We start from the raw sequence: 21,443 nt of genomic DNA on the forward strand, positions 1-21,443 counted from the left end.
CGTAATCGGGCGGCGGCGCGGTCGCGGTCAGGTCGGCGTGATCTTCGTCTTCGGGACGGCGGGTGTCGCGTCGTGCGTGAATCCGCCCGCTTCCGTACGGGTGAGCGAGGTGGAAAACGGTCGTTCTTCCAGTTGCTTCATGCAGCGGGTGAGATCGTCCAGCAGTAGGTCGGCCATGTCGACCGAGAAACCGTGGCGGATCACCGCGCGCATGATCGTCTCGTCGTCGCGGTCGGCGGGCAGCGGATACGCCGCGATCAGCCAGCCCCTGGAGCGCAGCCGGTCGGACAGGTCGTAGAGGTTGAAACCGGGATCGCCGGTGAGCCGCCAGCACACCGCCGTGATGCCGCGCTGCGGATCGCCGTCATGGATCAGCTCGAAGATCTTGAACTCGCGCAGACCCGCGGCCAAGTGCTGCGCCGTGCGGTAGATCGCGGACTGCACCCTGGCGTAACCGGCACGCCCCAGGCGGATGAAGTCGTAATACTGCGTGATCGCCTGCCCACCGGGCCGGGAGAAGTTCAGGTTGAAGGTGGCCATGCTGCCGCCGAGGTAGTCGACGTTGAAGATCAATTCCTCCGGCAGGTCGGCCGCCTCTCGCCAGATCGCCCAGCCCGCGCCGAGCGGCGCCAGACCTGTCTTGTGCCCGGAGGCGTTGATCGATTTCACCCTGGGCAGCCGGAAGTCCCAGAGCAGGTCGGGCGCGGCGAACGGCGCGAGGAAGCCGCCGCTGGCTGCGTCGACGTGGATGGGGATGTCCAGGCCGTTTTCCTCCTGCAGCGCGTCGAGCGCGGCACTGATTCCGGCCACGTCTTCGAACAGGCCGGTGTAGGTCTGGCCGAAGGTCGGCACCACCATCATGGTGTTCTCGTCGCAGTGCTCCGCGAGATCGCCGGGCCGCATGGTGAGCCGGTCGCCGCGCAGCGGAATCTGCCGGATCTCGACGTCGAAGTAGCGTCCGAACTTCTCCCAGCAGACCTGAACGGGCCCGCAGACGAAGTTGGGTGTCCCGGTGCCACCGCGCTTGCGCCAGCGGAATTTCGCCGCCAGACCGCCGAGCATGGCCGCCTCGCTGGACCCTGTGGTCGAGGTGCCGTGGGTGGTGGCCGGGTCCGGCGCGTGCCACAGGTCCGCGACCATCCGGACGCCACGGCGCTCCAGTTCGGCGGTCTGCGGATATTCGTCCTTGTCGACGATGTTCTTGTCCAGGCATTCGGCCATCAGCCTGCGGGCCTGGTCGTCCACCCAGGTGGTGCAGAAGGTGGCCAGGTTCATCCTGGAGACGCCATCGAGCATCAGCTCGTCGTGCACGATTTCGTAGGCGACCTGGGGGAACATCTCGTGCGCCGGAAATCCTGCGCGCGGCGCGGAGCGGCTGAGCCCCGGCAGGGTGAACAGGTCATCGGCTCCTTCGGACATGAATGCGGCCTCCCGATTCGGCTCGTGTGCGGTGTGCCTGTGCGGGCGCCGGTCGCTTGCGGACCGGCCGCGTTGCCGTGCCCTTCGAGGATGCCAAAAAATAGCTGACGCCCTCCCGCTCAGCTTGACACACCGCCTTCCGCCGCGGATGGACTTCACGCATCCATCAGGTAGGACGCGCTGGATCCGAAGACCCGCCAGGCAGTGCGAACTTCGGCCGAGCGAGGCAGGGATAGGGTTGGGGGATGACTGAGGACGCTCGTACCGTGGGGCTGCGCGCGCGGATCGCGGAACTGATGCCGCAGGCGAAAAGCGATTTGGCACAGCTTGTTTCGTTCAAGTCGGTGGCCGACCCGCGGCAGTTCCCGCCCGAGGAGTGCGACCGTGCGGCGCAGTGGGTCGCCGATGCGTTCGCCGCGGCGGGCCTGACCACCGTCGGCCTGCACGAGACTCCCGACGGCAGCACGGCGGTCGTCGCAGCGCGGCCGGCGCCGGATGGTGCGCCGACGGTGTTGCTCTACTGTCACTACGACGTCCAGCCGCCGATGGACGAGGGGGCATGGCGCACTCCGCCCTGGGAGCTGACCGAGCGGGATGGACGCTGGTACGGGCGCGGCAGCGCCGATTGCAAGGGCAACATCGTCATGCATCTGACGGCGTTGCGGGCACTCGGCCCCGATTTGCCGCTGGGGGTGACCATGGTCGCCGAGGGCTCCGAAGAGCAGGGCACCGGGGGCCTGGAACGGTTCGTCGAGGCCGGCCCGGATCTGCTGCGCGCGGACGCCATCGTGATCGGTGACTGCGGTAACTTCGCCGCCGGCGTGCCGACCCTCACGGAGACGTTGCGCGGCAACGTGAATGTGGTGGTCACCATCGAAACCCTCGCCAGCCCACTGCATTCCGGCATGTTCGGCGGCCCGGCCCCCGACGCGCTGGCCGCGCTGATCCAGGTGCTCGCTTCGCTACGCGACGAGCGGGGCAACACCACTATCGACGGACTACCCAACGACCAGGTCTGGCCGGGTGTGCAGTACCCGAGCGAGCAGTTCCACGCCGACGCCGGCGTCCTGCGCGACGTCGAACTCACCGGTGACGGCACCGTCGCCGACATGCTCTGGGCGCGACCGGCGCTGACCGTGCTCGGCATCGACGCTCCGCCCGTGGTCGGTTCCGCCGCCGCGGTCCCCGCGATCGCCCGAGCCCGCCTCAACCTGCGCATTCCGCCGGGGACCGATCCCGTGCAGGCGCACCGGGCGCTCGTCGCGCACCTCGACGCGCACACGCCGTGGCACGCCCAGATAACCGTTGAGCTGGAAGGCATGGGAGCGCCGTTCCGGTCCCGCACCGGCGGGCCCGCGCGTGCCGCAATGGAAGCGGCGCTGGCCACGTCCTATGGACGACCTGCGACCACTCAGGGGCAGGGCGGTTCGATCCCGCTGTGCAACGTTTTCGCCGCGACCTACCCGGACGCGGAGATCATGCTGCTCGGCGTCGAGGAACCGACCTGCCTCATCCACGCGCCCAATGAGAGCGTCGACCCGAAGGAGATCGAACACATGGCGCTGGCCGAAGCGCTGTTCCTCGCGACCTACGCAGGGTAGCGCTACAGGTCCGTGGCGTCCTCCGGCTTCAGCACCCGGAATTCGGTTCCGGCGGGCGCCATTTCGGTCAGGCGGCCGAAGTAGATGCCCTGCGCCTCGGGCTGGATGATGCCGAAGTGGATGGGCAGCGCGACACGCGGACCGACCGCGCGCAGATAATCGACCGCCTCGCTGATCCGCATCCACGGCGCGGCAGCCGGAGCGGCCAGCACGCCGACGGGAACCGGTGGTACCCAGAGCGAGTCGCCGGGATGCACGAGCTGAGCCGGGTCGTCCGGGGTGCCCAGCTGGAAAACGGTGTTGTCGATCACGGGGATCTCGGGGTGGATGACGGCGTGCCTGCCGCCGCCCCCGGTGATCTGGAGATCGCCGAGCGTCAGCACGTTGCCCGCGCGGACCGGCTCCCACGGCTCGCCGCGCTGCTGGGCCGTCTGCGGATCGGAGAGCAATCGTGCGCCGGGATTGGCCTCGATGAGCGCGTCGATCCGGTTCGGGTCGATGTGATCGGGATGCTGATGGGTGACCGCGATCGCGTCCAGGCCGGTGAGGCCCTCGAAGCCGTGCGAGAAGGTGCCCGGGTCGAACAGGATCTTCGTGCCGTGCAGCTCGACGAGGAGGCAGGAGTGACCGAAGTGGGCTATGCGCATGCCGCCATGCTATCGACGCCGGATGTGTTCTCGCCGACATCGCCGCGGCTTGTCCTACCCCGCGGATGCCGCGTCCGACCAGCACAACTACGCTGCTGAGGTAACCCCACAACCACATGAGGAGCAACGCGTGGCACGAGTCGTGGTCGAGGTGATGCCGAAAGCCGAGATCCTGGATCCGCAGGGGCAGGCCATCGTCGGCGCGCTCCCGCGTCTGGGATTCGATGGCGTCTCGGATGTGCGGCAGGGCAAGCGATTCGAACTCGACGTCGATGACAACATCGACGACGCGGCACTGGAGCAGATCGCCGAATCGCTGCTGTGCAACACGGTGATCGAGGAGTGGAAGGTGGTCCGCCTCTCATGACCGCGCGGATCGGGGTCATCACGTTTCCCGGCACGCTCGACGACGTCGACGCCGCACGGGCGGTGCGCCTGGCCGGGGCCGAGGCGGTCAGCCTGTGGCACGCGGACGCCGACCTGAAGAGCGTCGACGCGGTGGTCGTGCCCGGCGGTTTCTCCTACGGCGATTACCTGCGGGCGGGCGCAATCGCCAGGTTCGCCCCCGTGATGGGTGAGGTCGTTCGCGCGGCGGGCGCCGGTCTGCCGGTGCTGGGTATCTGCAACGGATTCCAGGTGCTGTGTGAGGCCGGGTTGCTGCCCGGTGCGCTGACCCGCAACGAGGGCCTGCACTTCATCTGCCGGGACGAATGGCTGACCGTGGAGTCGGTGTCGACGGTGTGGACGTCCCGTTTCGAGCCGGGCGCCCAGATCCTCATCCCGCTCAAGTCCGGCGAGGGCCGCTACCAGGCCTCGGCCGCCGTGCTCGACGAGCTGGAAGGTGAGGGCCGGGTGGTCTTCCGCTACGCGGGCGGCAATCCGAACGGTTCGCAGCGCGGTATCGCGGGCATCGCTTCCGCCAACGGGCGTGTCGTCGGCCTGATGCCACACCCGGAACACGCCACCGAGCCCCTGACCGGCCCGAGCGACGACGGGCTCGGGCTGTTCCTCTCGGTGCTGGACACGCTGGTCTCGGCCTAGATCCGGGGCGGACAGCAGCCGGGTCCGCCTATCGGACTGTCGGCCGCGGGTGCGGTGTTGCCGCTGCGCGGACCGCTCGCCTGTTGCGCGCGGTGGCCGCGAGATCCAGGACGGGAGTGACGCGGGGGTTCTGGCTGCTACCGCGGGTTCGGCGGACGTGGTCTGCTGCGCCCGGTTCGCGTCACGAAACGCACGCGCTCGGTCGCGTGGCTCGCGGCATTGCCGAAGTAGCTGGCGCATCGGAGAATGCCGGGGCGCACTCCGCGAAACCGGAATACGGGTCAGGCGATGCGGTCGACGATGTCGAAGCCGACGCCGTCGGCGCGGGCCAGGTAACCGTGCTGGATGGCCTGGTTGCCACGGAAACTCCGTAGCCCGCCGGGGGTTTCGACGACCACGCCCTGGTCGATGGCGTCGAGGAGCGCGGGCACCTCGAGCGATCCGACCGTCCGCGCGAGCGAGCCAAGGGTGTGGATGGCGTCGTAGGTAGCGTTGCTGAAGCTGGTGAGCGCGGGGGCGAAGGCGCCGTACCTTCGGCGGTAGCGGGTCAGCCGGTCGCGCCCGTCGGCCGTGCGGTCGTCGAGGAAGAAGCTGGACGCCACGTAGAGGTTCTGGTTGGCCTCCGGGCCTGCCGCCAGCAGCACGTTCTCGTCCGCGGCCGGGCTGACCCGCAGCTGTGTCGCGGCGCGGCCGGTGGCCGCGAACTGCTGGTTGAACCGGGACACGTCGGCGCCGACCATCAGGATCACCACCGCGTCGGCCGAGTCCAGCGCCGGATGCTCGAGGAAGCCGGAGAAGTCCGGCAGACCCAGCGGGACGAACTGTTCGAGCACGATCGCGGCCGGATCGGCCAGGCTGTCGCGAATCGCCTTGGCGGACTGGCGCGGCCAGATGTAGTCGTTGCCGATGACGGCCCAGCGCCGCACGCCGTACTCGCGCTCCAGCCAGTGCACGGCCGGCACGGTCTGCCCGGCCGGATGCTCGCCGAGCATCAGCACGCCGGGTAGTTCGTCGGTCAATCCCTCGTGGCTGGTCGCGTACAAGTAGGGCACCCGGCTGGCGCCGGCCCGCGCCACGGCACGCCGGACCGCGGAGGTGTGCCAGCCGGTGATGGCGTGCACCATGCCGGTGGCCAGCAGCGCCGAGACTTCGGCGGCGACCTCGTGCGGTGGCCGTCCGCCGTCGATATTCGTAGTACGAATTTCTCGTCCCAGAATTCCCGCCCCGTGGTTGATTTCCTCGACGGCCAGCGATATCGCCGCCTCGCAGGACGGCGCGATGATACCGCCCGGTCCCTGGAGCGGAACTATGTTGAGGATCTCGATGGTGCCCTCGGGGCTCTCGCCGAGCGCCGGCATTCGGTACTCTTCTTCTCGTTCGAGCGAAATTCATGGCAGGCAGGAAATAATGACGTCCATTGTAAGCGGAAATTCCACGCTGCATGGCGCGCTGCGTGCCGCGGAGCGCGGGTGGGTGCGGCACTTGGACGCGGCGCTGTGCGTCAGACAGCTCTCGCCGGATCAGTGGTCGATGCTGTCGAACCTGTGTGGCGACGCGGGGATCACCATGACCGAGCTGGCGGCCAAATCGCAGCTCGCGCCCTCCTCGGCCACGAGGCACGCGGACTACCTGGCCGAGCGCGGCCTGATCTTCCGGCTCGCCGCGCAGGACGATCGGCGGCGCGTCCTGATCGGTCTGAGCAGGCTCGGGTCCGACCTTGTCGCCGAGGTGCGTGCGGAAGAGGCGCGGGCCGAGCAGGAGTTGCGGGGACGAATCGGAGCGCGCCGATATACCGAACTCATGCGACTGCTCGATCTGGTTTCCATCGCCTCGGAGTAAATACTCTGCGGTACCGCACATTCATCCGATGAATGTCCCCAACGCCCGATTTCGCATGCGGCCGCCAAACCATTCTGACCGTTATGTTCCAATCGGAATCGACGTGGTCGAGGGAGTATTCACACCGGGCGGTTTCTCGGGAAATGTGGTATCGATGGCGGCGCCTGGCCGACATCGGGCTGCGCCTAGCTCGTCGATCTGTGGCACTCCGGTGGCCTCTCGTTTTCATGACAGGCGCAGTTGGCCGGAGGCCGTCCACAGCCTGCGCCGGGCCGAGCGTTGGCTGAGGCGGCCGCAGAAATGACGCTGTCGGACGAAGTCTGTCCGAGAACGCGCCGGACGAGCGGAGGCTGAGGCCGCCGCAGAAATGACGCTGTCGGGCGAAGCCCGGCCGAAGCCGCGCCGGACGAGCGGAGGCGAGGCCGCCGCCTAGGATCGCAGGCATGCCCGTTTCCACCACCGCAGCCACGGCCGCCGGGCTGTGCGCGTTCATCGATGCGTCTCCGTCACCGTTCCACGTCTGCCGGACGGTCGCTTCGGAATTGGACGCGCGCGGGTTCACCCGGCTGGCCGAATCGGAGCCTTGGCCCTCGGGTAGCCCGGGCAGACACTACGTGGTGCGCGGCGGATCGCTGGTCGCCTGGGCGACCGGAGACGACACGAGCGCGACCCCGTTCCGTGTGGTCGGCGCGCACACCGACAGCCCCAATCTGCGCGTCAAGCAGCACCCGGATCTGACTTCGGCCGGCTGGCAGCTGGTCGGCTTGGAACCGTACGGCGGCGCGTGGCTGAACTCTTGGCTGGATCGCGAGCTCGGCGTCTCGGGTCGGTTGAGCGTTCGCGAGGGAAATGCGGTGGGCGAGCGCCTGGTCCGCATCGACGAACCGATCCTGCGGGTGCCGCAGCTGGCCATCCACCTGTCCGAAGACCGCAAGGGCGTCACGCTGGACCCGCAGCGGCACGTCAACGCGGTGTGGGGTGTCGGATACGAGTCCGGCGCGTTCCTCGATTTCGTCGCCGCGCGCGCCGAGGTCCAGCCGGGCGAGGTGCTCGGCTGGGAGCTGATGACCCACGACTTGACGCCGAGCAGACTGGTCGGCCGGGACCAGGACTTGGTCAGCGCGCCGCGCCTGGACAACCAGGGCACCTGCTTCGCAGGCCTGCAGGCGTTTCTGGCCGCGATCGAGCAGCCGGGTGCGGCGGTCCCGGTACTGGCCATGTTCGACCACGAGGAGGTCGGCAGCCAGTCCGATCGCGGCGCGCAGTCGGATCTGCTGCCCGCCGTGCTGGAGCGCGTCGTGCTCGCGCGTGGCGGTGGCCGCGCCGATTACCTTGCCGCGCTGGCCGGTTCGGTGTGCGCGTCCGGTGATATGGCGCACGCCACGCACCCCAACTATCCGGAGCGGCACGAGCCCGCGCACCGGATCGAGGTGAACGGCGGGCCGGTGCTCAAAGTCAACCAGAACCTGCGCTACGCCACCGACGCCACCGGTGCGGGCGCGTTCGCGCTGGCGTGCGCGCAGGCCGGAGTTCCCTTGCAGCGCTACGTGCATCGCGCCGATCTGCCCTGCGGCTCCACGATCGGGCCGATGACCGCGGCCCGTACCGGCATGCCGACCGTCGACGTCGGCGCGCCGCAGCTGGCGATGCACTCGGCGCGGGAACTGATGGGCGCGTCCGATGTCCCGGCCTACGCCGCGGCGCTGGCCGCCTTCCTGACGCCCGAGACCACCGGGCGGTAGGTGGCGACCGCGACGACGAACACCGCGAAAGTGACCAGTACGTAGCTGCTTCCGATGACCTGCTGCCACCAGGCCCAATCGAGTTCGCGGTCGCGCGAGTGCGGCAACAACCAGTGCGGACCGATCAGGAACAGCACGGTGCACGCCGCGACCGCGCCGATCACCCGCGGGCTGCGCGCGCCACGCACCATCAGGTCGGCGGTGATCACCAGCGCGGGCGCGATCCACACCCAGTGATGCGACCAGGACACCGGCGAGACCAACAGAATCGCCGCGGCGTTGACCAGCAGCGCCGCGACGGTCGCGCCGGCATCGATCAGCCTGCGCATCCACACCGCCGCGAGCGCGACCGCTACCAGCGACAACGATATCCACAGCAGGGTGGCCGCCGAATCATCCACGCCGAGACGGAACGTCATGCCCTTGATGGATTGGTTGCCCGCGAAATAGGGCGGGCCGATCCGCCCGGTATCGGCGAGTGTGGTGAACCAGTAGTCCACGGAATCGCTGGGGAACAGCAGGAATCCCAGGCCGACCGCCGCGATCGCGGAGACCACCAGCGTGCCCGCGGCCTTCCAGTCCTTGCGCAGCAGGAAGTACAGCAGGTAACCGGCCGGGATCAGCTTCACCGACACCGCGATGCCGATCAGCATGCCGCGCGGCCAGAACGGCTTGCGTACCAGGCAATCCAGCGCGATGGCGGCCATCAGCACCAGGTTGACCTGGCCGAAGCCGAAGGTCTGGCGGATCGGCTCGAGGAACTGCGCCACCGCCACCGCGCCGATGACCAGGGTGAGCACGGTCGGCCGGGACAGCTCGGGACGCAGGCGCGCCAGCACCAACCACAGCGAGATACCCAGGCTCGCCACCGAGGTGGCGGTAACCAGCACCTCGGCGAGTGTCAGCGGCATCAGGGCCAGTGGCGCAAAGAACAACGCAGCCAGCGGGGGATAGGTGAACGGCAGGCCGATGCCCTCGACCGGCGGCATCGGGCCGTACAGCTCGCCGCCGTCCAACCACACCCGGGCACCGTTGCGATAGACCTGCAGATCGATGTAGCCGTGCCACCAGTGCGCTACCAGGGACACGGTCGCCGACACCGCGAACAGAGCGATGGCAGCAATCAGCCAGCGCACTTGCGGTGCGGACAGGTTGGGCGCGCTGCCGGGCGCGGCTGGAGAATCTGCGCTCCGGGATCGCGTGGCGGCTGATCGCCCACCCGGATTCGCGACCCCCGATCCTTCGTTCACCGGCTCAGAGTAGCCGGTGCGCGCCGCTGCTCAGCTGGTCCACCCGGGTGGCGACACCACACGCGGGACGCCCTCGTACGGACCCTCCTCCGCGGCTTCGGAGCTGCGGAGGCGGCCTCAGCTGCGTTGCCCATATCCACTGCCTTTAGACTTACACCCAGGCATCTCGCCGCAACCCAGTGACAACGCTCGTCGCTTCGCTGAGTTCGCCCACCCCGCCGGCTCCGCCGGCTTGCCGCCCCCCTGCCCGGCCGAAAGGACCCTGGTACCTCGTGACTCCGCAGGTCGACACCGTCAGCGCAGCCGCAGCAAACCCCGATGTGCCGCAACCCTACAAAGAACTGGGCCTCAAGGACGACGAGTACGCCCGCATCAAGGAGATCCTCGGCCGCAGGCCGACCGACGCCGAACTGGCGATGTACTCCGTGATGTGGAGCGAGCACTGCTCGTACAAGTCCTCGAAGGTGCACCTGCGCTACTTCGGCCAGACCACCACCGACGAGATGCGCGCGTCCATGCTCGCAGGCATCGGTGAGAACGCGGGCGTGGTGGACGTCGGCGACGGCTGGGCGGTCACCTTCAAGGTGGAAAGCCACAACCACCCCTCCTACGTCGAGCCGTACCAGGGCGCGGCCACCGGTGTCGGCGGCATCGTGCGCGACATCATGGCGATGGGCGCGCGTCCGATCGCGGTGATGGACCAGCTGCGCTTCGGCGCGGCGGACGCGGCCGACACCCGTCGCGTGGTGGACGGCGTGGTGCGCGGCGTCGGCGGCTACGGCAACTCGCTCGGCCTGCCCAACATCGGCGGCGAGACCGTGTTCGACGCCTCCTACCAGGGCAATCCGTTGGTGAACGCGCTCTGCGCCGGCGTGATGCGGGTCGAGGACCTGCACCTGGCCTTCGCGTCCGGCACCGGCAACAAGATCGTGCTGTTCGGCGCGCGCACCGGGCTGGACGGCATCGGCGGTGTGTCGGTGCTGGCGTCGGACACCTTCTCCGGCGACGAGTCCGGCACCGGCCGCAAGAAGCTGCCCTCGGTGCAGGTCGGCGACCCGTTCACCGAGAAGGTGCTCATCGAGTGCTGCCTGGAGCTGTACGCGGCCGAGCTGGTCGTCGGCATCCAGGACCTCGGCGGGGCCGGATTGTCCTGCGCCACTTCCGAGCTCGCGGCCGCCGGGGACGGCGGCATGCACATCGAGCTGGACAAGGTGCCGCTGCGCGCGGCCAACATGACCCCCGCAGAGGTGCTCTCCAGCGAATCGCAGGAGCGTATGTGCGCGGTGGTCACCCCGGAGAACGTGGACGCGTTCATGGCCGTGTGCCGCAAGTGGGACGTGCTGGCCACGGTGATCGGCGAGGTCACCGACGGCGACCGGCTGGTGGTCACCTGGCACGGCGAGACCGTGGTGGACGTGCCACCGCGCACCGTCGCGCACGAGGGCCCGGTGTACGAGCGCCCGGTCGCGCGCCCCGACGACCAGGACGCGCTGATCGCCGACACCCCCGACCGGCTGACCCGGCCGAAGACCGCCGACGAGCTGCGCGCCACCCTGCTGCAGATGATCTCCAGCCCGCAGCTGTGCAGCCGCAAGTGGATCACCGAGCAGTACGACCGCTACGTGCGCGGCAACACCGTCCTGGCCGAGCACGCCGACGCGGGCGTCATCCGGATCGACGAGGAGACCAGCCGCGGCATCGCGCTGGCCACCGATGCGTCCGGCCGCTACACCAAGCTGGACCCCTACACCGGCGCGCAGCTCGCGCTGGCCGAGGCCTACCGCAACGTGGCTACCACCGGTGCGACGCCGAAGGCGGTCACCAACTGCCTGAACTTCGGTTCGCCGGAGGACCCGGGCGTGATGTGGCAGTTCCAGCAGGCGGTGCGCGGCCTGGCGGACGGCTGCGTCGCGCTGGGCATCCCGGTCACCGGCGGCAACGTCAGCTTCTACAACCAGACCGGCCAGACCGCGATCCTGCCGACCCCGGTGGTCGGCGTGCTCGGCGTGATCGACGACGTGCACCGCCGCATCCCGACCGGGCTGGGCCTCGAGCCGGGCGAGACGCTGATCCTGCTCGGCGAGACGCACGACGAGTTCGGCGGTTCGATCTGGTCCCAGGTCGCGCACGATCATCTCGGCGGCGTCCCGCCGAAGGTCGATTTCGCCCGCGAGCAGTTGCTCGCCGAGGTGCTGACCGCCGGTTCCCGCGACGGCATGATCAGTGCGGCGCACGACCTCTCCGAGGGCGGTCTCGCCCAGGCCGTCGTCGAAGCCGCGCTCGCCGGTGAGACCGGTTGCCGCATCCTGCTTCCCGAGGACGCCGACCCGTTCGTGACGCTGTTCTCCGAGTCGGCGGGACGGGTGCTGGTCGCGGTGCCGCGCTCGGAGGAGACCAGGTTCACCCGCATGTGCACGGCGCGCGAGCTGCCCTGGGTGCGCATCGGCGTGGTCGACCAGGGCTCGGATTCGGTTGAGGTGCAGGGCCAGTTCTCGGTCGCCATGGACGAGCTGCGTGCCGCGTACGAGGGCACGCTGCCGAAGCTGTTCGGCGCGGGCGCGGTCTGAACGCCCACCTGGGCGGGCCTGGACCCCTCGTTTACCGGGCCCGCCCAGGTGCGCGTGATCAGGCGACGGATGTGAACGGATCGTGCTCGGAGAGCAGCTTTTCCATCCGCGCCTGGTCGATGCGACCGTGAATGGTCGCCGCTTCGTGCTGGTCGCGAACCACTTTCGCCAGCGTGAACGTGCTCGTGACCAGGAACAGGACCGACATCGCCAGGAATCCGCGCTGCCAGATGTCCAGAGGCAGCGCGAAGATGCCGATGCCAACCCCGATGAAGCTGACGCCGAAGGCGATCGCGGCTTGCGCGACGAAAGCCGCGGTGGCCCTCGGGCGTGCGTTCGCTGTGCTCATGAATAGGAAGTCTGCGGATCTCGCCGGGTCCGCGCCCGCGTACAACTACTCGAGCGGACTGGGTAGTTGCCATGGGCGCTCTCGATTCCGGGCTCTGGGCAACCGTTCGGCGTGAACCGCACCGGTCGCGCCCATGTTCCATCGGGCGACGCGCCGGATCGTCGGTGGCGACCGCCATACTGGTCGAATGCTGGAGACCGCCGGGACCATGCGGAGGCTGCGTACGCGCACCGTCGCGGTCGTCCGGCGCGCCGAGGAGATCATCGACCTGAACTACGTCGGCCTGGTGGTCGCGACGGTGTTCTTCGCGCTGTCGGTGACGCCGTCGTTGCTGCCGCGCGATTGGCTGTTCCAGGGGCTGATCAGCGGGATCAACGCCGCGCTCGGATACGGGGTCGGATGCCTGCTGGAATGGCTGTTCCGGCTGTGGGTGCGTCCGCGGCTGAAGTTCTCCCCACCGCCCACCTGGGTGCGTTACGCGGCGAAGTCGGCCATCCTGTTCACCGCGGCGCTGAGTGCCGCCCTCATGCTGGTGCAATCGGCGCGGTGGCAGCGCGAGATCACCGCGCTGATGGGGATGGCGGGCACCACCACGCCCGCCTACCTGCGCACCGGGCTCCTCAGCGTGGCTGTCGGCGCCGCCGCGGTCGCGGTGTATCGCACGGTGCGGGAGATCATCCTTTTCCTGGCTCGCCTGCTCAATCGGTGGGTGCGGGTGCCGCGGGAGCTCGCGCCGGCCGCCGGGTTCCTCGTTCTGGTGCTGCTCGCGGTCACGATCTTCAACGGTGTTGCGGTGCGAGCGTTCTTCGCGGTGGCGAACTCGGCGTTCAGCGTCCGCAGCGACCACACCTCGGTGAACGCGGTCCAGCCGCAGCAACCGGAGCGCTCCGGCAGCCCGGGCTCGCTGGCGAAATGGGAGACCCTCGGGTTCGAAGGGCGATGGTTCGTCTCGCACGGTCCCAGCGCCAGCCGGATCACCTCGGTCACCGGTCGCCCGGCCAAAGAACCGATCCGGGCCTACGTGGGGTTGGCGTCGGTCGACCGCGACGAGGAACCGGCCGAGCTGGCGGTGGCCGAGCTCGAGCGGACCGGCGCGTTCGACCGGCAGGTGCTCGTCGTGGTCACCACCACCGGAACCGGCTGGGTGAACGCGCTGGCCGCCGGGGCGATGGAGTACATGTACGACGGCGATACCGCCATCGTGGCCACGCAGTACTCGTACCTGCCGAGCGTGCTGTCTTTCCTGGCCGACCGCGGCAAGGCCGCCGCGGCGGGCAAGGACTTGTTCGACGCGGTGTACCAGCACTGGACCGCGCGCCCGCCACATCAGCGACCCAAACTGCTCGTGTACGGGGAGAGTCTGGGCTCGCAGGGGTCAGAGGCGGCGTTCGACGGCCTTGCCGATCTGCGGGCCAAGGTGGACGGGGCGCTGTGGGTCGGCCCGCCGAACTCCAACCGGCTGTGGCAGCAGTTCGTCGAGCGCCGCGATCCTGGTTCGGACGAGGTCGAGCCGGTGTACGCGGACGGGCTCGTGGTCCGGTTCGCCAACGACGCCGCCGACCTGGCGCGGCCCAACTCGGAATGGCGACCGCCACGCATCGCGTATCTGCAGCACGCGTCCGACCCGATCGTCTGGTGGTCGACGGATCTGATCTTCTCGCAACCGGATTGGCTGTCCGAGCCGCGCGGCTCGGACGTGTCCTCGCAGATGCGCTGGTGGCCGTTCGTCACCTTCTGGCAGGTCGCCGCCGACCTCACCAACGCACAGGCCGTCACCGACGGACACGGGCACCGCTACGGCAGCCTGGTGCTGGACGGTTGGGCGGCCATCGCGGCGCCGCCGGACTGGACGGCGGAGAGGTCCGAACGCATCCGGGCTGAAGTGGAGGCCACGGAGGACTACGAGCGGACGACCAAGTGAGCATCGCGCGCGTCGCGGGAACCATTGCGGCCGTCGTGCTTCCGCTGACGTGGAGCAACGTGGTCCTGCCTCGCCTCGGGCTCGGCGTGCGCGGACGCACCGCCGCCAACGCCGGATTCGCCACGGGATACGCGCTCGCGCTGCGCGACGGTCCGAACTGGCGGTGCAGAGGCGGTGTGGGCTGCGGGATGCTCGCCGCCTCGGTGGTCACGGCCGGTTATGGTGCGGCCCTTGCCCTTCCATCGGCGCGGCGGTTCGTGGGTGCGATCGCCGACCGCGGGCCGGAAGTGCCGACGGTGGAGTGGGTCGCCGTGCACATCCCGATCGGCACCGTCTACAGCGAGGAACTCATCTTCCGCGGCACCCTGGATCCCCTGCTGGACAAGGCTTTCGGTCCGCGAGCGGGCGCGCTGCTCAGCGCGGCGGCCTTCGGCCTCTGGCACATCGCGCCGGCACGTGCGGCGGGCGACAGTGTGCCCGCCACCATCGCCGTGACCACGGTGGGCGGTCTGATCTTCGGCGGTCTGCGCCGCCGCACCGTCGGCGCCACCGCCCCTGCCCTGCTGCATCTGGCGATGAACGCGGGTGGTGCGGTCGCCCCGCGCCTGGCCCGCCGTCTCGAAAGCTCCTGTCGCGAACGGTGAAGACCTCGCGGGCAAGCTGTTGCTGCGCGGGCCGACATCCCATCAAGCGGCGTCGAGGGCTGCGGCGATCTTGCGGGTCATCTCGGCCAAGGTGGGGCTGGGCTCGCCCTGGTGGGTCCGAGTGGCTGCTTCGATGGCGACGAGCACGGTGCGGCGGAAGTTGTCGGCCTCGGCCGGATCCTGCTTCCCGAGCAGGCTCATGGTGGCGGACAAGGCTGGCAGCACCTGGTCGGCGAGTTCGGCGACGGACTTGCCCTTCAGGTCGATGTCCTTCGACTTCGCGGCGAGCACGTGCCCCACCAGGCCGGTCGCCGACGACAAGGCGATGGAACCGTTCTAGATCGCTTCGCTCGGCGCCCCCTCCCGGTCATGGGCCGCTGCCGTCTCGCGTACGGCTGCGGAGATGGCGCGGAAGTCCTTGCGCAGGAGGGCGCCGTGGTTGCCGGCGACCTTGGCGCTGATGCGGATGTTCGGGTTGCGGGCGGTCACCGCATCGAGGCCGGTGCGGATCCGTTCTTGCTCATCACCGCGGCTTCCGAAGGACGTCCCCGAAGCAACCACATACCGCACCGGCACGGTGATGCTGTCCAGCACGGGGCCCAGCTCGCGCTCGCGGGAGAGCCTGCCGAGCTCGATGTTGCTGTCGGCCATCTGTTCGGCGGTCATGCGCGGGGTCAGGCCCGTCGGGCGCAGCAGCGGGATGAACCAGCCCAGCCGCTTGAACAGCTTGCGGATCCGCTGCTCCATGGCCTCGTCGAGCCAGTCGTACGGGAACGCGCCGTCGACCAAGACCGCGCCCACGGCACGGTCCGGATTCCGGCTGGCCCAGTGTGCCGCGACGACTGCCCCGTAGGACCAGCCCACCAGCAGCGCCCGGTCCACACCCCTGGCCGCCAGGACGGCATCGACATCCCGGACGGCGGCCTCGAAGGAATAGTCCGCCGAACGCCGCGACTTGCCGCGAGCGCGCTCGTCGTAGGTGATGTGCCGGAACCCGGCACCGAGGTCGGCGATGACCTTCCGCCAGTACCCCTGAGTGGCGAACTGGCCATTGAGGTAGACCACGGGGATACCGGGACCGCCGGTGTCGGTGACGGCCAGGGCCGTATCGTCGACCGGCACCATGCCGGTCCACTTCGAATCGGTCGAGGAGGTGCTGTTCTTCGTCATGGCAACCACTCTCGGCGTCTGGCCTGACACCACCCTGACACCCGCCTGACATGGCCACTGACACGGTGTTCGCGCCAGGCCAGGGCGCTGCGCGGCCTACTGACGAGCACTGAAGCACCATGAGCTGTGCGGTGCGGACAGGCGGTCTCGGCTCTCGATCACGGCGTCGTGGTCTTCGCCACCCTGCCCGACGGCACCGAATGCTGCTACGTCGGCATGCGCGCTACCCCAACGCAGGCCGCTTGCCCCTTTCCCGCAGTCGCCCGGATCTCCGCGCTTTTCCCGAGCGTGGTGCCGGGCAACTGTGCTGAGTGCGTCGCGCCACGCGCCACGCACAGCGCCCCGAGCGACCTGCCGCGCGGCGTCGAGAAGATCGGGTGCTCGGGCGGAAAGTAAGGTCTGCTGCGTGGCGCGAGGGGCGGTTGATCCAGCGGAGATGCGGGCGGCGGTGGCGGCGGTGAGCAAGTGGCTGCGCGACGAGTCGGCGGGCGCGCCCGCTCGGACCGAACTCGCGGCGGCGGTGCGAACCACGGCGCGTTCGCTGGCCGCGTCGGCGCCGGGGCACTCGGTGGAGGTCCGGGTACCGCCATTTGTCGCGGTGCAGTGCATCGAGGGCCCGCGGCACACCAGGGGCACCCCGCCGAACGTGGTGGAGACCGACCCGCGCACTTGGCTGCTCCTGGCCACCGGCCTGCTCGACTTCGACGCCGCGGTCGACTCCGGTGCGGTCAGCGCGTCCGGTACCCGCGCGGCCGAAATAGGTTACTGGCTGCCGATCACCCGGGCGACTGCATAACGCCTGACCCCACCTGCCTGGAGGCGCGACCCACCTCGCGGCGGACTGTGCTGCGTGCCCCCCGGGGCCTATCGCGATGGAAGCAGCATGGTCGCTCGCCGCCGTCTTGCGGGTCTCGTCGTCGACTCACGCATCAGGCGCTACGCGGCGGCCGGGCTGACCGCGGAACAGTGTTGTCGAGGCAAAACGCCGCTGCGGAGGCACGGCCGGTCGCTCTGCCCCGACGCGTTCGCAGTCAGGCAGTGCGCTGAGGCCGAGTGCGAGCTTGCCCGCCACGCCCAGCTGCGCAGGTCATCGTCATGGCTTGCTCGTAAACCGTTCGAGCAGAGCGGTTTTGATGCCGGGGCGAGAGCCGAAGACGAGCGTGAACGCCGCCTCCCGCAACGAGCGTTCGGCGAGCGTGCCGCGGCTGATCGCGGTGCTGCCGGTGGCCGTGAACAGCGCTGACGCGGCGCGCATCGCCAGCTCGGAGGCGCGGGCGCGCGCGACGTAGACATCGGCGCTCCCGCTGAGTGAGGCGTCCAGCTCGGTGCGGATCGCACCGCGCTCCGCGGCGAGCTCGGTGGTATCGATGCCGAGCCGATCGAGCTCGGCAAGGCAGCGGCGCACGATCCCGAGCGCGAGCGAACCGTTGCGCCACGCCGCCACGACGAACGACGCGTGGAACGATTTCAGTGACAGCCGGTTGTCCACCGCCGAATCCGGGACGCGCACGCCGTCGAACCGCGCGGTCACGGTGCGGCTGGCGTCCGCGGCGGTGAGCGGTATCGGCCGCACCGACAGCCGCGCGCTCTCCTCGGCGGGCACGATCACGCTGATCAGCGACTGGTCGTCGGCAGCGTCCCGTGCGACCACGCCGACCACGTCCACCATGCCCCACCCGGTGATGAACGGCGCCTTCCCCTCGATGACGAACCCGCTGTCGGTCCGGTGCGCGACCAGTGCGGGTTGCTCGGCGGCACCCGCATAGGTCACTCCGGAACGCACCCGCCCTTCGCGCAGGTCCGCGCTGAAGCGCTCACGCAGTGCGATATTCGGCGAGGCCGCCACCCGGCGGGCAACACCGAGATGCTGCGCCCAGACGAACGACGTGGCCAGACAGCCCGCTACCAGGGTCTCACCGACCTCGGTGAACGCGGCCAGATCGACGTCCGCACGCATCGATATGCCGTAGAACCCCGCCTCGGCCAGCGCGTCGAAATGCGCCCGCGGTATCGCACCGTCACGGTCGACGGCGCTCGCGTGCGGCGTGAGCACATCATCGGTCAGTCGGCGGGCCCGTTCCATCCACGAAGTCACGTCGACCATCATTCCGGCCGCGGGCCGCTCACGCTCGGACGCGGTTGCGCCGCTCCAGCCCCTTGCGGTCGTAGAAGCGGGTGACCACCGCGCCGAACACCAGCCCGATCGCGAGCCCGAGCACCGCCATCCACACCCCGCGGGTGAGCCCGGCGTCGAAGCTCGCGTCGAAGTACAGAATCGACCGCACGCCGAGGAAGACCTGGTGCATGGGCTCGAACGAGGCCAGCCAGCCGAAGTACCGCGGCGCCGCCTCGATCGGCACGGTGCCGCCGGAGGACGGCAGCCCGAGGATGACGAACAGGATCAGATTCACCAGCAGCCCGGCCGACCCGATCGCCGCCAGCATGGACAGCCCGGTCACGCCCACCGCGATCATGGCCAGCGCGCTGTAGAGGAACAGTGCGAGCGGATTGTCGATGGGCATGTCCAGCAGCGTGCCGACGATCAGGAACACCCCGGCGACGACGTTCGCCGCCAGCACGAACACACCCCATTTGATCAGCAGCGTCGTGAACCGCGAGATCGGCGTCGGGGGATAGTGCACGTACCACGGTCCGTACTCGGTGGGCACGAAACCGAGCTGCGCGTCGATCATGGTGTGGATGACCATCGAGCCGACCACTCCGGCCAGCAGCAACAGCAGCGCGTAGAAGAACGCGGTGAGGCCTTGACCGCTGCCGTCGGGCAACGGGTGGTACTGCTGCACGACCACGTGGACCGGCGAGGCGAGCGCGACCCTGGTCGCGCCGGACAGTTCGGGTGCGGGCGGGCCGCCGGGCCGCGGGGCCAGCTGCGCGTTGACCTGATCGGTCAGCTGCCTGCCGACCTGTTTGTTCACCTCGGTCAGCGCCTGGTCACCGATCCGGAGCACGATCTGGGTGCCGAACGCGCCCGTGCGCGGGTTCGTCTGCAGCGTGATGATGGGCCGCTGGATGTCACCCGGTATGACGCTGCCCACACCGAGAATGCCGAGCAGCTTGCTGAAATCGCTCGGGATGACGATCGCTCCGTACACCTGCCCGGACTGCATCTGCCGCTCCGCCTCGGTGATGCCGAGCACGCGTAGGTCGACCTTGTCGGAGGGCACGCGTTGGGTCAGCGCTTCGGTGATCTGGTTACCGAAGTTCACCTGCCTGCGCTCGTCCCCGCTGCCGATGACGTCCCCGACGTCCTGGTTGACCAGCGCGACGGGGAAATCGTGCAGGTTTTCCTCCGGATCGACGACGTAGTCGAGGTACATGATGCCCAGCAGCGCGGTCAGCAGGGTCAGCACGGCGAGGGGGAACAGCACCATACGAGGCCAAGGCCTGCGATCGCCGGGCGTACCGGGCACCGGTTCACCCGCGTCGTCCGTAGTCGTCACATTGCGCACGGTAACAGCTGACGGTGGCGAAAATCCGTAGCTTCGGTCGTCCCGAATTGCTGCTCGGATGCGGTGGCGGTGCGAAGGCACGGGCGTGCACCCGTAGAATGAAATTTGCCCCCAGCCCGCCCGAACAGGGAGCAAACGGTGACCAACGCCGAACTGCCGGTCGACAGCACTTCCGCCACCTCGTTTTCCGCCTCCGACGCCGACGAGAACGAGCCGCGCGAGGAGTGCGGTGTCTTCGGAGTCTGGGCGCCGAGCGAAGAAGTGGCCAAGCTCACGTACTACGGCCTGTACGCGTTGCAGCACCGTGGGCAGGAGGCGGCGGGCATCGCGGTGTCGGACGGCTCACAGATCCTGGTCTTCAAGGATCTCGGTCTGGTCAGCCAGGTATTCGACGAGCAGACCCTGGCCGCCATGCCCGGTCACATCGCCGTCGGCCACTGTCGCTACTCCACCACCGGCGGAGTGACCTGGGAGAACGCCCAGCCCATCTTCCGTACTACCGCGGTTGGTTCCGGACTCGCGTTGGGGCACAACGGAAATCTCGTCAACACGGCCGAATTGGCCGGTCGCGCACGGGAACTCGGTCTCGGTGCTTCGGTGCGCGGCGGCCGTCCGCAGCCCGCCGCGGCGACTTCCGACTCCGACGTGGTGACGGCCCTGCTCGCGCACGCCGCGGCCGATTCCAGCATCGAGCAGGCCGCGATGGAACTGCTGCCCACGCTGAAGGGCGCGTTCTGCCTGACCTTCATGGACGAGCACACCCTCTACGCGGCGCGTGACCCACACGGCGTGCGCCCGCTGTGCCTGGGCAGGCTGGAGCGTGGCTGGGTCGTTGCCAGTGAGACCGCCGCGCTGGACATCGTCGGCGCCGCGTTCGTCCGGGAGATCGAGCCCGGCGAACTGCTGGCGATCGACGCCGACGGCGTGCGTTCGATGCGCTTCGCCAACCCCGAGCCCAAGGGCTGCGTCTTCGAGTACGTGTACCTGGCCAGGCCGGACAGCGCCATCGCGGGCCGGTCGGTGCACGCCACCCGGGTGGAGATCGGCCGTCGGCTGGCGAAGGAGCATCCGGTCGAGGCGGATCTGGTTATCCCGGTCCCCGAATCGGGCACGCCGGCCGCGGTCGGTTACGCGCAGGGGTCGGGTGTGCCCTACGGCCAAGGCCTGATGAAGAACGCCTATGTGGGGCGCACGTTCATCCAGCCGAGCCAGACCATCCGTCAGCTGGGCATCCGGCTGAAGCTCAATCCGTTGCGCGATGTCATCCGCGGCAAGCGCCTGATCGTCGTGGACGACTCGATCGTGCGCGGCAACACCCAGCGCGCGCTGGTCCGTATGCTGCGCGAGGCGGGCGCGCTGGAGATCCATGTGCGGATCGCCTCGCCGCCGGTGAAATGGCCGTGCTTCTACGGCATCGACTTCGCTTCCCGCGCGGAGCTGATCGCCAACGGCGCCGGTACCGAAGACGACGTCGCGGACATGGTCGAGGGCGTGCGCCGGTCGATCGGCGCCGACAGCCTCGGCTACATCTCCATCGAGGGCATGATCGCCGCGACCGAGCAGCCGCGCTCCCGGCTGTGCTCGGCGTGCTTCGACGGCAACTATCCGATCCCGCTGCCCACCGAGGCGGCCATCGGGAAGAACGTGCTGGAGGGCATGCTGACCGGTCAGTCCGAGGCAGTGCTGTTGAGCGAGAACGCGAATGCGAGCGCGCTGAGCCGTCCGTGAACGCGGACGATCGCTGAGCAGCTCCTCGACGTGCCCTGCTGAACCGTTCTCTTCG

The 21,443-nt window shown here is 69.2% G+C and carries 20 protein-coding genes; 11 read left to right on the top strand and 9 right to left on the bottom strand.

The annotated features are described in order from the left end of the window. Positions 1-27 precede the first annotated feature (27 nt). On the bottom strand, positions 28-1,419 hold the full coding sequence (locus ACWPXK_RS05555) for a glutamate decarboxylase (RefSeq protein ID WP_454194890.1): 1,392 nt from the start codon (positions 1,417-1,419) through the stop codon (positions 28-30). 245 nt (positions 1,420-1,664) lie between these two features. Here ACWPXK_RS05555 and ACWPXK_RS05560 point away from each other — a divergent pair, with 245 nt between their 5' ends. Next, on the top strand, positions 1,665-3,020 hold the full coding sequence (locus tag ACWPXK_RS05560; RefSeq protein WP_454194891.1) for a M20/M25/M40 family metallo-hydrolase: 1,356 nt from the start codon (positions 1,665-1,667) through the stop codon (positions 3,018-3,020). A 2-nt stretch (positions 3,021-3,022) separates the two neighbouring features. Here ACWPXK_RS05560 and ACWPXK_RS05565 read toward each other — a convergent pair whose 3' ends face one another. Continuing rightward, positions 3,023-3,667, bottom strand: a complete 645-nt coding sequence (locus ACWPXK_RS05565) for an MBL fold metallo-hydrolase (protein WP_454194892.1) — start codon at positions 3,665-3,667, stop codon at positions 3,023-3,025. Positions 3,668-3,797: 130 nt separating this feature from the next. Between ACWPXK_RS05565 and purS the strand changes: the two genes are divergently transcribed. After that, positions 3,798-4,034, top strand: coding sequence for a phosphoribosylformylglycinamidine synthase subunit PurS (gene purS / locus ACWPXK_RS05570; RefSeq protein WP_454194893.1), 237 nt, complete (start codon positions 3,798-3,800; stop codon positions 4,032-4,034). Further along, on the top strand, positions 4,031-4,708 hold the full coding sequence (gene purQ, locus ACWPXK_RS05575) for a phosphoribosylformylglycinamidine synthase subunit PurQ (protein ID WP_454194894.1): 678 nt from the start codon (positions 4,031-4,033) through the stop codon (positions 4,706-4,708). Before purS ends, purQ begins: the two co-directional genes overlap by 4 nt. A 281-nt stretch (positions 4,709-4,989) precedes the next feature. Here the strand turns inward: purQ and ACWPXK_RS05580 are convergent, their stop codons facing one another. Next, entirely contained in the window at positions 4,990-6,066 is a 1,077-nt protein-coding gene (locus tag ACWPXK_RS05580) for a substrate-binding domain-containing protein (RefSeq protein ID WP_454194895.1), read from the bottom strand. Between the two features lie 49 nt (positions 6,067-6,115). On the opposite strand from ACWPXK_RS05580, the gene ACWPXK_RS05585 reads away from it, so the two are divergent. Together ACWPXK_RS05585 and ACWPXK_RS05590 are read left to right on the top strand one after the other, a co-directional pair. Further along, a complete protein-coding gene (locus tag ACWPXK_RS05585) occupies positions 6,116-6,547 on the top strand; it encodes a MarR family winged helix-turn-helix transcriptional regulator (protein ID WP_454194896.1) in 432 nt (143 codons plus the stop codon). A 443-nt stretch (positions 6,548-6,990) separates the two neighbouring features. After that, the gene (locus ACWPXK_RS05590) at positions 6,991-8,289 is read left to right on the top strand and encodes a M18 family aminopeptidase (RefSeq protein ID WP_454194897.1); all 1,299 of its coding nucleotides are present in this window, start codon (positions 6,991-6,993) and stop codon (positions 8,287-8,289) included. Here the strand turns inward: ACWPXK_RS05590 and ACWPXK_RS05595 are convergent. Then, entirely contained in the window at positions 8,238-9,539 is a 1,302-nt protein-coding gene (locus ACWPXK_RS05595) for a glycosyltransferase 87 family protein (protein WP_454194898.1), read from the bottom strand. The two genes, ACWPXK_RS05590 and ACWPXK_RS05595, sit on opposite strands and share 52 nt — an antisense overlap. Positions 9,540-9,811: 272 nt before the next feature. Between ACWPXK_RS05595 and purL the strand changes: the two genes are divergently transcribed. Beyond that, a complete protein-coding gene (gene purL, locus ACWPXK_RS05600; protein WP_454194899.1) occupies positions 9,812-12,106 on the top strand; it encodes a phosphoribosylformylglycinamidine synthase subunit PurL in 2,295 nt (764 codons plus the stop codon). Between the two features lie 58 nt (positions 12,107-12,164). On the opposite strand, the gene ACWPXK_RS05605 is transcribed toward purL, so the two are convergent. Continuing rightward, a complete protein-coding gene (locus ACWPXK_RS05605; RefSeq protein ID WP_454194900.1) occupies positions 12,165-12,455 on the bottom strand; it encodes a YiaA/YiaB family inner membrane protein in 291 nt (96 codons plus the stop codon). Positions 12,456-12,642: 187 nt separating this feature from the next. Here ACWPXK_RS05605 and ACWPXK_RS05610 point away from each other — a divergent pair, with 187 nt between their 5' ends. Together ACWPXK_RS05610 and ACWPXK_RS05615 are read left to right on the top strand one after the other, a co-directional pair. Then, the gene (locus ACWPXK_RS05610) at positions 12,643-14,376 is read left to right on the top strand and encodes an alpha/beta hydrolase (protein WP_454194901.1); all 1,734 of its coding nucleotides are present in this window, start codon (positions 12,643-12,645) and stop codon (positions 14,374-14,376) included. Beyond that, a complete protein-coding gene (locus tag ACWPXK_RS05615; protein WP_454194902.1) occupies positions 14,373-15,020 on the top strand; it encodes a CPBP family intramembrane glutamic endopeptidase in 648 nt (215 codons plus the stop codon). Before ACWPXK_RS05610 ends, ACWPXK_RS05615 begins: the two co-directional genes overlap by 4 nt. A gap of 42 nt (positions 15,021-15,062) precedes the next feature. On the opposite strand, the gene ACWPXK_RS05620 is transcribed toward ACWPXK_RS05615, so the two are convergent. Together ACWPXK_RS05620 and ACWPXK_RS05625 are read right to left on the bottom strand one after the other, a co-directional pair. Continuing rightward, positions 15,063-15,341: a hypothetical protein gene (locus ACWPXK_RS05620; RefSeq protein ID WP_454194903.1), complete on the bottom strand. Its 279-nt coding sequence runs from the start codon at positions 15,339-15,341 to the stop codon at positions 15,063-15,065. Between the two features lie 15 nt (positions 15,342-15,356). Continuing rightward, positions 15,357-16,190, bottom strand: coding sequence for an alpha/beta fold hydrolase (locus tag ACWPXK_RS05625; RefSeq protein WP_454194904.1), 834 nt, complete (start codon positions 16,188-16,190; stop codon positions 15,357-15,359). Between the two features lie 126 nt (positions 16,191-16,316). Here ACWPXK_RS05625 and ACWPXK_RS05630 point away from each other — a divergent pair, with 126 nt between their 5' ends. Both ACWPXK_RS05630 and ACWPXK_RS05635 read left to right on the top strand, forming a co-directional pair. After that, positions 16,317-16,586 (top strand): hypothetical protein, encoded by a 270-nt coding sequence (locus ACWPXK_RS05630; RefSeq protein ID WP_454194905.1) that lies wholly within the window; start codon positions 16,317-16,319, stop codon positions 16,584-16,586. 40 nt (positions 16,587-16,626) lie between these two features. Beyond that, a complete protein-coding gene (locus ACWPXK_RS05635; RefSeq protein WP_454195462.1) occupies positions 16,627-16,986 on the top strand; it encodes a sterol carrier family protein in 360 nt (119 codons plus the stop codon). 297 nt (positions 16,987-17,283) lie between these two features. Here the strand turns inward: ACWPXK_RS05635 and ACWPXK_RS05640 are convergent, their stop codons facing one another. After that, the gene (locus ACWPXK_RS05640) at positions 17,284-18,285 is read right to left on the bottom strand and encodes an acyl-CoA dehydrogenase family protein (protein ID WP_454194906.1); all 1,002 of its coding nucleotides are present in this window, start codon (positions 18,283-18,285) and stop codon (positions 17,284-17,286) included. 28 nt (positions 18,286-18,313) lie between these two features. Next, complete coding sequence (locus ACWPXK_RS05645; protein ID WP_454195463.1) at positions 18,314-19,582, bottom strand: ABC transporter permease; 1,269 nt, start codon at positions 19,580-19,582, stop codon at positions 18,314-18,316. Positions 19,583-19,798: 216 nt separating this feature from the next. Here ACWPXK_RS05645 and purF point away from each other — a divergent pair, with 216 nt between their 5' ends. Further along, entirely contained in the window at positions 19,799-21,388 is a 1,590-nt protein-coding gene (gene purF / locus ACWPXK_RS05650; RefSeq protein ID WP_454194908.1) for an amidophosphoribosyltransferase, read from the top strand. Positions 21,389-21,443: the final 55 nt, after the last annotated feature.

This window comes from Nocardia sp. Marseille-Q1738 (assembly GCF_965283145.1).

Coding starts and splice junctions, on each gene's coding strand:
- ACWPXK_RS05555 (WP_454194890.1), bottom strand. CDS start 1,419: ATGTCCGAAGGAGCCGATGACCTGTTCACCCTGCCGGGGCTCAGCCGC.
- ACWPXK_RS05560 (WP_454194891.1), top strand. CDS start 1,665: ATGACTGAGGACGCTCGTACCGTGGGGCTGCGCGCGCGGATCGCGGAA.
- ACWPXK_RS05565 (WP_454194892.1), bottom strand. CDS start 3,667: ATGCGCATAGCCCACTTCGGTCACTCCTGCCTCCTCGTCGAGCTGCAC.
- purQ (WP_454194894.1), top strand. CDS start 4,031: ATGACCGCGCGGATCGGGGTCATCACGTTTCCCGGCACGCTCGACGAC.
- ACWPXK_RS05580 (WP_454194895.1), bottom strand. CDS start 6,066: ATGCCGGCGCTCGGCGAGAGCCCCGAGGGCACCATCGAGATCCTCAAC.
- ACWPXK_RS05585 (WP_454194896.1), top strand. CDS start 6,116: ATGACGTCCATTGTAAGCGGAAATTCCACGCTGCATGGCGCGCTGCGT.
- ACWPXK_RS05590 (WP_454194897.1), top strand. CDS start 6,991: ATGCCCGTTTCCACCACCGCAGCCACGGCCGCCGGGCTGTGCGCGTTC.
- ACWPXK_RS05605 (WP_454194900.1), bottom strand. CDS start 12,455: ATGAGCACAGCGAACGCACGCCCGAGGGCCACCGCGGCTTTCGTCGCG.
- ACWPXK_RS05610 (WP_454194901.1), top strand. CDS start 12,643: ATGCTGGAGACCGCCGGGACCATGCGGAGGCTGCGTACGCGCACCGTC.
- ACWPXK_RS05625 (WP_454194904.1), bottom strand. CDS start 16,190: ATGACGAAGAACAGCACCTCCTCGACCGATTCGAAGTGGACCGGCATG.
- ACWPXK_RS05635 (WP_454195462.1), top strand. CDS start 16,627: ATGCGGGCGGCGGTGGCGGCGGTGAGCAAGTGGCTGCGCGACGAGTCG.
- ACWPXK_RS05645 (WP_454195463.1), bottom strand. CDS start 19,582: ATGGTGCTGTTCCCCCTCGCCGTGCTGACCCTGCTGACCGCGCTGCTG.